The 12,710-nt window shown below is 36.0% G+C and carries 14 protein-coding genes; 5 read left to right on the forward strand and 9 right to left on the reverse strand.

Going from position 1 to position 12,710, the window contains the following annotated elements:
- Nucleotides 1-677: 677 nt before the first annotated feature.
- Together IV36_RS01065 and pnuC are read right to left on the reverse strand one after the other, a co-directional pair.
- Nucleotides 678-1,151, reverse strand: a complete 474-nt coding sequence (locus tag IV36_RS01065; RefSeq protein ID WP_056990328.1) for a GNAT family N-acetyltransferase — start codon at nt 1,149-1,151, stop codon at nt 678-680.
- Between the two features lie 472 nt (nt 1,152-1,623).
- Nucleotides 1,624-2,433 carry a nicotinamide riboside transporter PnuC gene (pnuC, locus tag IV36_RS01070; protein WP_056990329.1) on the reverse strand — a complete coding sequence of 270 codons (810 nt, stop codon included), beginning with the start codon at nt 2,431-2,433 and terminating at the stop codon, nt 1,624-1,626.
- Between the two features lie 198 nt (nt 2,434-2,631).
- Between pnuC and IV36_RS01075 the strand changes: the two genes are divergently transcribed.
- Nucleotides 2,632-2,898: a SemiSWEET family transporter gene (locus IV36_RS01075; protein WP_056990330.1), complete on the forward strand. Its 267-nt coding sequence runs from the start codon at nt 2,632-2,634 to the stop codon at nt 2,896-2,898.
- Between the two features lie 435 nt (nt 2,899-3,333).
- Here IV36_RS01075 and IV36_RS01080 read toward each other — a convergent pair whose 3' ends face one another.
- From IV36_RS01080 to IV36_RS01095, 4 genes are all read right to left on the reverse strand, one after another.
- The gene (locus tag IV36_RS01080; protein WP_056990331.1) at nt 3,334-3,762 is read right to left on the reverse strand and encodes a hypothetical protein; all 429 of its coding nucleotides are present in this window, start codon (nt 3,760-3,762) and stop codon (nt 3,334-3,336) included.
- A 156-nt stretch (nt 3,763-3,918) separates the two neighbouring features.
- The gene (locus tag IV36_RS01085; protein ID WP_056990332.1) at nt 3,919-4,500 is read right to left on the reverse strand and encodes a YiiX/YebB-like N1pC/P60 family cysteine hydrolase; all 582 of its coding nucleotides are present in this window, start codon (nt 4,498-4,500) and stop codon (nt 3,919-3,921) included.
- 24 nt (nt 4,501-4,524) lie between these two features.
- Nucleotides 4,525-5,202: a GIY-YIG nuclease family protein gene (locus IV36_RS01090; protein WP_056990535.1), complete on the reverse strand. Its 678-nt coding sequence runs from the start codon at nt 5,200-5,202 to the stop codon at nt 4,525-4,527.
- Nucleotides 5,203-5,259: 57 nt separating this feature from the next.
- The gene (locus tag IV36_RS01095) at nt 5,260-5,670 is read right to left on the reverse strand and encodes an 8-oxo-dGTP diphosphatase (RefSeq protein ID WP_056990536.1); all 411 of its coding nucleotides are present in this window, start codon (nt 5,668-5,670) and stop codon (nt 5,260-5,262) included.
- 157 nt (nt 5,671-5,827) lie between these two features.
- On the opposite strand from IV36_RS01095, the gene IV36_RS01100 reads away from it, so the two are divergent.
- On the forward strand, nt 5,828-6,625 hold the full coding sequence (locus IV36_RS01100) for a GNAT family N-acetyltransferase (RefSeq protein WP_056990333.1): 798 nt from the start codon (nt 5,828-5,830) through the stop codon (nt 6,623-6,625).
- Nucleotides 6,626-6,697: 72 nt separating this feature from the next.
- Here IV36_RS01100 and IV36_RS01105 read toward each other — a convergent pair whose 3' ends face one another.
- From IV36_RS01105 to IV36_RS01115, 3 genes are read right to left on the reverse strand one after another with little or no spacing between them, the layout of a single operon-like run.
- Nucleotides 6,698-7,840 (reverse strand): trans-sulfuration enzyme family protein, encoded by a 1,143-nt coding sequence (locus tag IV36_RS01105; RefSeq protein ID WP_056990334.1) that lies wholly within the window; start codon nt 7,838-7,840, stop codon nt 6,698-6,700.
- A gap of 14 nt (nt 7,841-7,854) precedes the next feature.
- Complete coding sequence (locus IV36_RS01110) at nt 7,855-8,982, reverse strand: trans-sulfuration enzyme family protein (RefSeq protein WP_056990537.1); 1,128 nt, start codon at nt 8,980-8,982, stop codon at nt 7,855-7,857.
- On the reverse strand, nt 8,978-9,790 hold the full coding sequence (locus IV36_RS01115; protein ID WP_056990335.1) for a homoserine O-acetyltransferase/O-succinyltransferase family protein: 813 nt from the start codon (nt 9,788-9,790) through the stop codon (nt 8,978-8,980). The genes IV36_RS01110 and IV36_RS01115 overlap by 5 nt, the downstream gene beginning before the upstream one ends.
- Nucleotides 9,791-10,620: 830 nt before the next feature.
- Here IV36_RS01115 and lspA point away from each other — a divergent pair.
- The 3 genes from lspA to pyrR all read left to right on the forward strand — a co-directional run bounded on the left by lspA (nt 10,621) and on the right by pyrR (nt 12,659).
- Nucleotides 10,621-11,067, forward strand: coding sequence for a signal peptidase II (lspA, locus tag IV36_RS01120; RefSeq protein WP_056990336.1), 447 nt, complete (start codon nt 10,621-10,623; stop codon nt 11,065-11,067).
- On the forward strand, nt 11,051-11,965 hold the full coding sequence (locus IV36_RS01125) for an RluA family pseudouridine synthase (protein WP_396442947.1): 915 nt from the start codon (nt 11,051-11,053) through the stop codon (nt 11,963-11,965). The genes lspA and IV36_RS01125 overlap by 17 nt, the downstream gene beginning before the upstream one ends.
- Before the next feature lie 157 nt (nt 11,966-12,122).
- Entirely contained in the window at nt 12,123-12,659 is a 537-nt protein-coding gene (gene pyrR / locus IV36_RS01130) for a bifunctional pyr operon transcriptional regulator/uracil phosphoribosyltransferase PyrR (RefSeq protein WP_056990338.1), read from the forward strand.
- Nucleotides 12,660-12,710: the final 51 nt, after the last annotated feature.

Here is a 12,710-nt window from a genome sequence, read left to right on the forward strand (position 1 = left end):
GGATTCCCTTTTCAATAGGATTTTTATTCATTTACACAAACTATTTTATACTCTCATGAATATTAACGATTTTTCTGAAAATATTGATGGAACAACATATTTTCATCTTCCGCGAAAAAAATATCAGGCCTTGTTATTAACTAAAGTAGAATGAAATTCTTTTAATTGAAGAAAATAATCAGCATTAATAAGTGACTAGACCAAAATGAATTTTTGGTTCAGTCACTTTCTTCTTGTACGTTAAATAAACTGCAAGCTTTACTTGTGGGAGGCAAAGGACCTTAGCGAGAAAAACTTTCTTTCGATATAATAGGTTTCGGCTACCAATCGAAACATTTACGAAAGGAAGTTTTTGCATTGTCAAAAGACAAAAATAGCTTAGAATATACGAGAGGAGATTGTAAATATCACATAGTATTTATACCTGAGTACCCAAAAAAGTTATATGTGATAAAAGAAGTACAAATAATAGACCTCATTACATCCTAATAAAACTTGGTTCTACCACGGCCGCTTAACAAATGCCAGCAGCAAGACAAGAACATCAACAAACCAACCCAATACTTTAAGAATAGCGATACAAATTTTCTTGAGCAAATTAATCAATTCCTTTTACCAAAAGATTACTCTCACTTTTAATATTTGTATAGTAAATTTAAGATATTTTTAAAAGAATACTAATTAATTATTTTGAAATATTTGTAATTATCAACGTACTTATCATTTATAAAAAATCTGTTGCGCTCTGTAACAAAACGTGTGAATCCCAAATTTTCATAGAATTTTATGGCTGTAGGATTGGTTGAGAGTACGTCGAGATTTATTTGCTTAATATTGTGTGTCTGGGCTTTATTGATCATTTGTATAATTAATTTTTGACCAATCCCTAATCTTTGATATCTTTTTGAGATAAAAACTTCAAATTCGATCACATCTTTTGAGTTATACGAAGGGTAATAAATTAATGCCCCAACAACCAGATTTTTCAAGGTTGCAACTATAGCTGTACCGTGACTGACTTTTTCGACAAATTTATCATAGTCTGTGCTGGAGTAAGGATAAGGGTCTTCAGTTAATGTCATTACTTCACGGCTGATTTGCCAAACGGCTCGAATATTTTGGCTAGTTAACTTCTGAAAAAGTAGCTTCATTTTAAATACCTCCTACATAACATAACCTTTTTTTATAGTATAACTTATAAATTCTTAAACTCTTGTTGATATCATGAAGAAAAATGAGGGTGATAATATGGAACTTTTTAGAGCTGTCAAAAATGCTTTTTTACCATCTGCATTATTTTGGATGGGCGTGTACTTGGTAATAAAAATATTAGTAGTATTAATAAAGTAACTAGAGTGTCAAAAATTAAGTGGTAGGGATTATTGTCTGCTTTTTAGTTGTAAGAAGTTCTATTAGAAATAATGAGTTTGAGTTAGGGATAGAAATATCATCATTTACGCTATAAAATCATTAAAAAATGAATTGGCCCCCAAAATCAGCTTTTTTAGTTTGCTGAGTTTGGAGGCCAATTCAATAATAGCCGTATGCATTATATTAGTGAGTAATTATATGATAGTACTGCTTTAATTCACGGTTGTTTTTGTGCTGATCAGAATAGATGAGCTAACTGACTTTTTTCTGTTGACCGTAGTACCAGAGGTAGAGTCCGTATAACGAATTTATAAACATAATGACTTGAAGAACGAACATTGATGTGGATGCAGGGCTAACAATTTTCAATTGATTGTACCAAATAATTATATTGACTATATCCAATGTGATCCATGCGATCCATTGTGAGCGGTAGCCATGCGTCATTAGTACTTGTCCTACAATGCCAAGAGGCAAGAGGGTGGCATCTAAGTAAACTTGAGTTCCATTTAGTCTCTTGCTGAAAAAGAGTACCACAAAATAGATGACGAAGGTCACAATCAACCAGAATAATCCGTTCAACCAAGTGAAACTGCGGGAAGTTAATTCATCTTTACTGGACTGTTTATTGATTTGATTATGCCAAACGTACAAACCGACAAATTGCATTACCAAATAGAATGATTGTGATGCAATGTCGCCAATCAGACGATTGTTAATTGCAATTATCAGCCAAACAACACAACCGAGTACCCCCCAGCTATAGTTAGTCAAGCGTCCTTGATCAACGAGAATCAAGTTTAGTACAACTGCAATTCCCGTTACCAAGCCAATCCAACCGGAAAAAGTATAATCATTGCCGAAAGCAAAAGAAGCAACCGTTGCAATTAGCATTACACTCATCATAATTTTTGTAGTTCTGCGCAAAGTTTTTATTTCTGAAATATTTCTTTGAAGATTAAAAACCTGTGTAAGTGCTGCAAAGAAGTTAGTGATAAATTGTGAAAAAGTTGGCAATGATTCTTTAGTGGGTTCTTTATAAGTCTTTGAAATATTTTTCATACTGAAGATCTCCTTAGTTGTTTTTAGACAGCCGTGGTCGGACGCAACGCTGTTAATCATATAAACTCTTAATGAATTCTACCCCTGTCTTGACACCTAGTCAATCACTTTCTCGTTTGTATGATTTTATTTAATAGTCTACAATAGACTTTGAACTTATTGTACATAGGCAATGTAGTTCACTTGAGGAGGGTTTTTTTGAAAGAAGAAACAAGATTTATCCAAATTTTAGGACGTATCGCAACTGTTCTTTCAGTTTTAATGTATGTTTCTTATGTTCCACAGATTATCAGTAATTTGAATGGTCAGTATGGTAATCCGATTCAACCACTGGTTGCGGCAATTAATTGCCTGTTTTGGTGTGTTTATGCCTATTTCAAGATGAATCGCGATTGGCCGGTCTTTTTAGCAAATCTGCCAGGTATTTTCTTAGGAATCATTACTTTTGCTACATCGTTACATTAGAAAGTACGCAATAGCGATGCAAAGCTTGTGAATTTTTTCATTTTACACAACTTTTTTTATTTAATAAATAAGATAAAATGAATATATAAAGCAGATTGGTAAATTGTCGTTACAGATTAATTTGTTCACAACTAATTTGCTTTTTAAATAGGCCTATAACATTCCCTATAGGTCTATTTTTTGGGAGCTGACTCGAAAGTTGAATTTTGGGCCGGCTCCTATATTTATTTCTTATAAAAAGACAAATTTTTTTTTAAGTTTTACAAACCATAGCGAAGTACTCTCCATGTTCATAGTTTCGTGTCAGCACTTAAATTTTATCAACTTTTGTCATACTCCTTATTCTTGTAAAAAAAGAACCTGCCAAAATGCAGGTCCTAATTTACACTTATCTTTAAATATGATATACACTCTCACACCAAAAAATTCCCCATTTTATTTTGAGTCCTTGAGCTTGTAACTTACGATCAAAAGGTCCTTTTGTTTTTTTGGATGATTAACTTTACCTGTTTTACGCTGTGCTTTGTGAAAACCTAGAGGTGACACTGAATTACGAGCGTTCGTATTGCTTAGCATATTTACTTTTGGCGGTTTATTAGTAGTTTTTTGAGAAGTACTGTTCTTTTTTTTGAGTTTCACTGTCTGTAAAGTTTCTAGTTGACGAATTTCCTTTTTAGTATGGTGCTGAGCATCAATAGAAGATAAGTTGGAAGTCAGTGGAACACTTAAAATGACAAAGGGGAGAGCAATGATACAAACAACTAGTGGACCCCACGAAGTCTTTTTTAAATAGGCAGTGACTAAGAAAATGACGATACAAATAGAAATCGTAACGGCAAATGTAAGTAATAATAGAGATAACATATTATCCTCCTGTTGAAATAGTTCTTTGATTCAAAGATAACGATATTGCGTAAGTATGGCTAACCTATGAAGAAGATGCCTCGATAAAAGTCATAACTTTTACAATACACCCTAATCTTACGACAAAATATAATTAAGTTACAGGGCAAATCGTAACTATTTTTTTGATAAAGTTGTAATAAAGTCAGTTATACCTTGATTAAGTAATGAATTTGGACTTGAACCTGGTAATCCATTAGGGATGGGCAGGTTTATTTTTTTATAATAGGAATGCCATTCAGGTAATATTGAACCGTTAGGCCCAAATGACATGGGTGTTTGGGCAAAGATATCCTTGTACAAGGCACAGACAAATTCAGAGCAATAATAACCCGGCTGTTCAGCTATAAAACTACTATTATATGGCTCCCCCAGTAATGTTTTACCATGCTGGATTGCAGATTCGTGATCAATATTACTATTTTTAAGTCGATATACATCAATGCTTTGCTGGTTATTTAAAAAGTCGGTCAGTGACTCTCTAATGCATCCCTTTGTCGGTGTTGCATGTAAGACAAATAGTCCTTCCAAACCATGTTCTAACACACCCACGTGGGTATAATTTTTACGAGGCTGAGGGCGTGTTACAGCCTTGACGACTGTACTTTTGGCAATTATTTGCGATAATTTTTCATTTGTATCTGGGACAAAAAGTAAATCACCGCTTTTTAGCGATGCAAATGGTTGTTGCAATTTCATTTTATGTAATTCCTTAATAAAGTATTATTCTAGTTCTTGATTTACCATTGGCTTGATGTCGGAGACAAGAATTCCATTATACTTGAACCAGTCAAAGCCATTACGGTCTTTACCTTTTTCTTCATTCGGTAATGCATGATAGAAATCATAACAGCATATTGCTGCTCTCGAAAGAGTGTGTGCTTTTCCACAGCAACACAAAACATGATTTTTTTCATCGATTACAGTAACGACTAGCTTAGGATTTTCTTTAAAAGTCAGTCTTGCTCCAGTAGGGATACTGAGATATTTAAAATTACGATTTGGGCGTGTCCCTATTCGTCTTTGCACTACCTTAAACGTTTTTCCAGTTATTTTTGCATTATATTCTTCTGGCCTAATCCATAAAGCGTTTGTATCATTGAAAGTCAGTAATTCAAAGATGTTTTTTACCTGATTGTAAGTAGCTTTGAAAAATTCCTTTGAGGAGCTCTCACGTTTGTCAGCAAGTGCCTTATGTAAGATACGTTCGGCTTTTTTATAGTTTTCAAGGTATACCGCAAAGAGCAATAACGTAGGTTTACCTTCTGGGATTCCAGTATCATTGAATTGTGCCAATCTATGTTCAAGATTTTTTGTTTGACCAATTTTGATATATCCAGGAAATGCCTTATTTTCTAAGGCGTAGACAAATCCATGATTTTCACGTTCATCACTATTCATTTTATCACAATCCCTTGAATCAAATTTATCAATTTGGTGTAATATCATTTCGCAATTTTATTTAATCTCTGTATGCCAGTCCCCATTATCTTCAAAATAGTATAATTCACTGTTTTGACTCGTGAAAACCTCATACAGTTCTTCAAATCCGGCAGCTAGATTGGCTGAGAGAAGATTTTTCTGGTTAACCCAGAGAATTTCGCCTTCGGAAGAAGATTTGATTTGTCCTGTAAACTTAGAAGCCTTGTAAAGAAGTACAATGTAGCGTCCATCTTCATCAGTTGTAAATTGCTTTATCCCGCAAAGTATTGGGTCTTGAATTGTCAGTCCCGTTTCTTCGTATACTTCACGGATAACTGAATCGACGAAAGATTCCTTGGGTTCAACATGTCCTCCCGGGAAAGTGACTCCCGACCAATTTTTGTTTTTGCGCTTTTCAATAAGAACCTTGTCTTGATGGGTAAGCATACAAAGGTTTGTTAGAGTTGCTTTTTCTGCTCGCAAATTGTTTCACCTCATTTTTTGCAATTATAACACAGTAAATTGGAGTGAGATTAAACTTGTGTAATGTTTATGCTAGAATATTGCTATGAGTTGACATTTACTGAGAGGCAGATAAAAACAGATGGAATATGCAAAATCTAAAAATCTTACTGACAGGCAAAGATTAGAAGTAAAACAATTAGTTGGCTTTGCAATGCTTTATGCAGATGGGGACACTACTGAATCCGTTGATGTATTTATGATAGTTGCACCACAAAGCAGACGCCAAAAGATAGGGACGAAGCTTTGGCAGAATGCATACCGCGTTTTACGAGAGTTCGGTTATCAGAAGTGGGAATTCATTTCTGAGAAGAGTTTCTTGGATAGAAATCCAGATTTTTTGAGTAACCTCAGTTTGGAAGCAGATGCCGACCCAGAATATCAGATGAGGCTTAGTAAAAATGAGCAAGAATTCATGGTTACAAGAGCAGACTTAGAAATCCGCTTGCTTGAGTCAAAAGACATTCCTACGCTCGTACCAATTTATAAAGAATCTTTCCCCGAGTCATCAACAAAAGAGGCAGCCACATATTTAACAAAAGGGTTAGCGGATGCTGCTAACAAAAACTTTGTCTTGGTATATGACAAAAAGATTGTCGGATATTGTTCTGTTGACGTTAGTACTGAGGTTGAATACTATCTGTATGGTGTTTTTGTTGCCAAAAAATATCGTAATCAAGGATTTGCACGCAATCTTATTGTTAAAGTAATCAACTGGTTTCCAGCAAATAACTTGCAAAGAAGAGATTGTGTGCTTGCAGTTGACGGCTCAAATCCGATAGCACTGCATTTATACAAGAGTATCGGTTTTAAGGCAGAAGCCGAGGTTTATTATTTATATGGGGAAACAATAAACTGGCCGAGTTTTATAGAATTTTGAACAGCATAAGATGGTGAAAAATGAAAACCGTTAAGTGGACAACACAGCTTTTCACTAATAAATAAAATTAGCTTAATGTGCTACAGCTAATGCCTGTTCTAGGTCTGCAATCAAATCATCTGCATCTTCAATGCCAATAGCTAGACGAACAAGATTTGGTGAAATACCGCAAGCAAGAAGTTCTTTGTCTGATAATTCTGCATGGGACATCTTGGATGGCAATTCAGCAAGACTCTCAACAGCGCCCAAACTTACTGCTAATTGAAATAATTTCAAACTATTAACAAATTTGACAACATCAATGTTTTGAACTTCAAATGATAGGACTGCTCCGAAATCCTTACATTCTTTTTTGGCAATCTCGTGTTCAGCAGTTCCTTCAATTCCCGGATAATTAATTTTTTTAATATCGGTTCTTTTTTGAAGAAAAGCGACAATTTTTTGCGTATTTAATAATTGTCTATCTAAACGCACACTGAGAGTTTGAATTCCTCTACGAATCAAATTAGAATCTTCAGGGGAGAGAACGCCTCCAATGGCATTCTGAGAGAAATACAACCTATCTGATAATTCTTTACTTTTAGTGACCACGATTCCGGCGATTACGTCTGAATGGCCACCAAGATATTTGGTGGCGGAATGAATAACTATGTCTGCACCCAAATTCAGTGGCTGCTGAAGGTAAGGGGTCAAAAAAGTATTATCCACGATAACTAACAAGTCATTTTCTTGCGCAATTTCTGCAATACTGCGCACACTTGTGACATGAAGAAGCGGATTTGTGAAGGGCTCGAAGTAAATAGCTTTGGTATTAGGCTTGATTGCGGCTTTTACCGCAGCGGAATCTCTCGTATCAACAGCTGTAAATTCGATATTCCAGCGCTTGAAGAACTGATTAAATAGGCGAAATGTTCCACCATAGATTTGGTCTCCAATAATTAAATGATCCCCAGGTGAGAAGATTGAAAGTACTGCGTGAATGGCTGCCATCCCAGATGAAAATGCAAAGCCTCTATCCCCATTTTCAAGTTGTGCAACCAGTTTTTCTAAAAATTCGCGCGTTGGATTTCCAGAACGAGCGTAGTCCCAGCGTACTTTAGATTCTGAATCGGGATAGGCATATGTAGTTGAATTATAAATAGGTGGATTAACTGCTCCGGTCTTATTTTCGTTACAGGGTAATCCGTGGACAAGGTTAGTATTGAATTTACTCATTTAAAAAAGCTCCTTTATTCTAATGCATTTTTTAGTTCGGCAATCAAATCCTTACTACTTTCGAGACCGACTGAAAGACGCAGTAAGTTATCAGTGATGCCTAATTTTTCTCTCTGTTCAACTGGCATATCATGGTGCGTCTGCTTTGCAGGCAAGGTAACTAATGACTCAATTCCGCCAAGACTTTCTGCAAATGAAATTATTTTTAATCTGTCAAAGAAAGCAGCCAATTTAGTCTTATCTTTCAGATAAAAACTAATCATTCCACCTTTGCCAGGATAAAGGACTTTTGAAACAGCGGACGAATTTGATAAAAACTTAACGATATTCTGTGCATTTTCTGTATGTTGATGCATTCTGAGTGGAAGTGTTTTGAGACTCCGTAAAAGCAGCCATGAATCAAAAGGATCGAGGACTGCGCCTGTGGTATTAAAATTAAAAGTCAAACTGTCGGCTGTTTTTGTATCCTTGCAAATAACTGCACCACCAAGGAGATCATTGTGACCAGAGAGATATTTAGTGGCGCTGTGAACTACGATGTCGGCTCCAAGGTCAAGTGGCTTCTGATAAATAGGAGTATAGAACGTATTGTCCACAATGACTTTTATATTAGAATTGATTCCATGAACTAGTGCGGCTATTTCTGCAATATCAGTTTTTTTCATAGTGGGATTTGAAGGTGTCTCAATCCATAGGGCAACAGTTTTAGAAGTGACTCTTTTAATAAGTTCGTCATTGTTTGTTCCGTCCCACTGTGTAAATTTAAGGCCATAATGTTCGCTGAGATGATCAAAGTAGCGAAATGTTCCACCATATAGATCATCTGTTGAGATGATTTCGTCACCACTTTTAAAGAGGGAGAAAACCAATTCGATTGCAGCCATTCCGGAACTTAATGCGAATCCTTTTGTTCCTTCTTCCAGTAACGTGAGAGTTTGCTCTAATGTTTTTCTTGTTGGATTAGCCATCCTTGAATAGGCATACTGTTTTTCGTAGTCAAAATGATCTACATCAGATAGTTTGCCATGACGAAAGGTTGATGAGAGATAGATAGGTGTTGCAACTGTTCCGTATGGATCTTCTTGACTGTGATTTCCGGCTTGGGCTAAAAGTGTTTCAATTTCATATTTTTTCAAGTTAATTATTCCTTCCAAGAGCAATTGATTTTTTTATTTCAGTAATATCATCTAACCACTGGCGATAGAAGCTACTAGCAGTCGCTGACCAGGTATCAGTGGGCTTGTTGTTTTCATCAAAGTAATTACTTGGTTTATGCGGTGCAAGCCCCGCAAGTGAATCACGCTTATATTCTTGTGCCAGAGTATCGATTTGATATTCTAGATGACCTGTCAAGTAGGTTGAGTGTAGTCGTTTGTTTTGAATTAAGACGGCTCCAATCTCACGACTTCCAGCCACAATTGTTCCATCAATAGAATTCTGTAATGGGATTGTGAAGTAGCGTGAATGCGGGATGGTCAATTCATTGGTCGTATAGACCCCTGAAATTTTCTTAGTAAGCTGATGACCTTTGAAAATTCCTTCGATTTCTCCAGCGGCATACGCACTCCAGCAAACAAAAAGGCTCTGTTGCGTATGAGTTTTACGCCATTCTACTATCTCTGAAAATTCATCCCAATAATCAACTGCAGCAAAATCCAAACGATCTAACGGTGCTCCGGTAACAATCAGGGCATCATAGTAGTTTGAACTAATTTCATCGAAAGTTGCATATTTTTCTAATGATTCACGTGCATTGTTTTTCAAAGTATGGGTTTTGGGCAAGCAAAAGGTTAATGTGATATCTCTTCTTGAGTTTTTCAACAAAGAGACAAACTGGTGCTCGGTTTCCGCACGGTTAGGCATGAGATTTAACAGCAGTACTTTTAATGTTTCTGGATGTTCAATATTTGTATTTTGAGTAAATCCATTAGTAATGTAAATTACAGCCATTTTAATGCGCCTCCTTTAGATATTTGTCACTTTTATAACTGGATTCTGTTTCTATAACTACAGACAAGCCAGTATTAATGGCGACGTGATTTGTTTCTGAATAAAAAAAGCCCGCAGTCTAAAAATAGACTGCGGGACGACTCATCGTGGTACCACCCGGTTTTCAGCTTAAAAAGCCCTCATACGCACAAACTGGATTCTATGCGCGAACACTGTAACGGGTGTACCCGTGTAAGATTTACTTTAGCTACTATGTTTAGCTACTAAGCTCACCTTGCCTAAACTCCAAGACCATCTTCATACCTTCACGATAACCGAATCTCAGCATAATCGGCTTTCTGTAATATCGCTCCAAATACTACTTATCTTTTCAACGTTAATTATTACTAATTAGATTAAGACTAATTTAAAAAAAGGTCAAGCATTTTCATGGCTAAGAGCTGAAAATAATTTTTTTTTGCTTATCAAACTTTTTTGACATAATTAGCGTATATTAAAAAGGTGAGAAGTGGTAATAGGAAGTAAGCTAGAAAATGTGTAAAATGTGAATTTTGAACCAATTTCTTTGTTGGCTCGGTACAAAGGTTTTTCATAAGTCAAAATTTTCTGTTTAACTTCGAATTATTCATAACATAGAGCACGACATACTTTCAATTTTGTATTTGTGCCGGTTTTTACGTCTCATGGAATACTCTCCATCATGGTGGGGAGCTTTTTTGAAAATACAAGGGTTTAAGATTTTCTTAAAATGCAGTATAATGTAAGCTTGAATTACATACGTTGTTCCTGTAAAAGAACAGAAACATACCCGAAAGCGAGGATACGTCATTATGGCGCTATATATCTTTTTGATTTTTGCAGTTATCTTGCTAGATCAAATAGTAAAATTATTAGTAGTAAACAGCATTCCATTGGACAGTAGTGTTCAATTTATTCCATCTGTTTTATCGGTAGCTCATATTCGTAATTATGGAGCAGCATGGAATATCTTCACTGGACAGAAATGGTTTTTATTTTTAATAACCATTATTGCTCTAGGTGTATTAGTCTATCTTTTTTTGAAGCTATGGAAAAATTGGGTGTATGCACTGGGAATTAGTTTGATGATAGGTGGGACCTTAGGTAACTTTATTGATCGGATCAGAATAGGATATGTAGTTGATATGCTGCAACTTGATTTTATTAATTTTCCTATTTTCAATGTTGCTGATTCAGCTCTATCAATTGGTGTAGTGGTTATTATAATTGCCATGTTGCGGGATGATAAAAATGACTGAAAAAAAGATGATTAATGAACAAAGAGGGCGACTGGACAAGGTTTTGACTGAACTTTTCCCCCAATATTCTAGATCACAGTTAAAACAATGGTTGGTTGAAAGAGCTATCTTAGTAAATGCACAGCCAGCAAAGCCTAACTACAAAGTAAAAGAAAATGATCAAATTGAGCTAACAGTTCCACCGGTCAAAGAAACTAGTCTTCAACCTGAAAATATTCCATTGGATATTGTGTATGAGGACGAAGATGTCCTAGTCGTTAATAAGCCTCAGGGTATGGTGGTTCATCCTTCACCAGGTCATCCAGACAAGACGCTTGTTAATGCTCTGCTTGCCCACAGTCCATTATCAACGATTAATGGTGAATTCCGTCCTGGAATCGTTCATCGTATAGACAAAGATACTTCAGGCTTGTTGATGGTTGCAAAGAATGATCAAGCACACCGCAGTCTTGCGGCACAATTGAAAGCCAAAACAAATATTAGAGAGTATATTGCTTTGGTCCATGGAGTTATCAAGGAAGATAACGGGAAAATTGATGCACCCCTAGGACGCTCACCAAAGGATCGAAAGAAACAGGCTGTTGTTTCAGGCGGGCGAAATGCAGTGACACGCTTTTCAGTCATCAAACGTTATCAAAATTATACATTGATCAAGTGTATTTTGGAGACGGGGCGTACTCATCAGATTAGAGTACATCTAAAGTATATTGGACATCCACTTGTTGGTGATCCTTTGTATGGACCAGCTAAAACAATTAAAGGCAATGGACAGTTTTTACATGCTGGCAAGCTTGGATTTAAACATCCAAGGACCGGTAAAGAGTTGGTTTTTGATGTGCCCTTACCAGAAATTTTCAGAAAAACGTTGGATTATCTTGACAAACAAGATAATCTCTAGTAACTTAATACGTAATCAAGGTCCTTTAAACATAGTCCTGTGAGGCTAAGAAGGCAGTGTCTTAATTGAACTCGGAATAAAGACAGAAGTCTACCACTTAGCCTGCATTTGGCTAGGTGGCTTTTTTATGGACAAATGACAAAAAGGAGAGAAAAAAATGGCTAAAGAAGTTGTTGATTCAATGGCAATGAAACGTGCTCTAACTCGTATGACTTATGAGATTATCGAAAAAAATAAGGGCATCGAGGATTTGGTAATTGTTGGAATTAAAACTCGAGGCATTTATCTGGCAAAGAGAATTGCACAACGTTTACAGCAGCTTGAAGGGGCAAACGTACCTGTTGGCGAACTTGATATTTCATTATATCGTGATGATCGCCATGATGCCGCAAATAAAAACGAACCAATTGTTAATTCGGCAAAACTTGATTTTGATATTACCGAGAAACAAGTTATTTTAGTTGATGATGTATTGTTCACAGGTCGTACAATCCGTGCAGCCCTTGATGCATTGATGGATCAAGGACGTCCCAAGAAGATTAATTTAGCAGTATTGGTTGATCGTGGACATCGTGAGTTACCGATTCGAGCAGATTTTGTTGGCAAGAATATTCCTACATCACTTGACGAACAAATTGTGGTTGAAGTTGAAGAAATTGATGAAAAAGATTCAATCATGATAGAAAAAATTTAATAGCTGCGACCATTTAATTGACTCCAGAGAGAGCAAAAAGGTTGAAGAACC

It is taken from the genome of Liquorilactobacillus mali (assembly GCF_001437155.1).
In the GTDB taxonomy this organism is placed as follows: domain Bacteria; phylum Bacillota; class Bacilli; order Lactobacillales; family Lactobacillaceae; genus Liquorilactobacillus; species Liquorilactobacillus mali_A.